Source organism: Burkholderia sp. KCJ3K979 (genome assembly GCF_016759955.1).
GTDB classification, from domain to species: Bacteria; Pseudomonadota; Gammaproteobacteria; order Burkholderiales; family Burkholderiaceae; genus Burkholderia; species Burkholderia orbicola.
This window is the reverse complement of record NZ_JACFYV010000512.1, coordinates 1-262: the sequence shown is the minus strand read 5'-3', so window position 1 is coordinate 262 and position 262 is coordinate 1. Positions and strand designations below refer to the sequence as shown.

The following is a 262-nucleotide window of genomic DNA, read 5'->3' as shown; positions in this document are numbered from 1 at the left end:
CAATGGTGGGTCTGGTTGGATTCGAACCAACGACCCCCGCCTTATCAAGACGGTGCTCTAACCGACTGAGCTACAGACCCCTGAGTCTGTCTTTAATTTACAGCCGATAAGCGTGAGCGCTCAACTTCGCGAGATAGCTCTGGAAAGGAGGTGATCCAGCCGCACCTTCCGATACGGCTACCTTGTTACGACTTCACCCCAGTCATGAATCCTACCGTGGTGACCGTCCTCCTTGCGGTTAGACTAGCCACTTCTGGTAAAA

1 tRNA gene and 1 rRNA gene are annotated in these 262 nt (G+C 53.1%); both read right to left on the bottom strand.

What is annotated here, in order from left to right:
• Window positions 1-3 precede the first annotated feature (3 nt).
• A tRNA-Ile gene (locus H3O04_RS35875) sits at window positions 4-80 on the bottom strand.
• Window positions 81-143: 63 nt separating this feature from the next.
• Window positions 144-262: ribosomal RNA gene (locus tag H3O04_RS35870) — 16S ribosomal RNA — on the bottom strand; the annotation flags it as partial.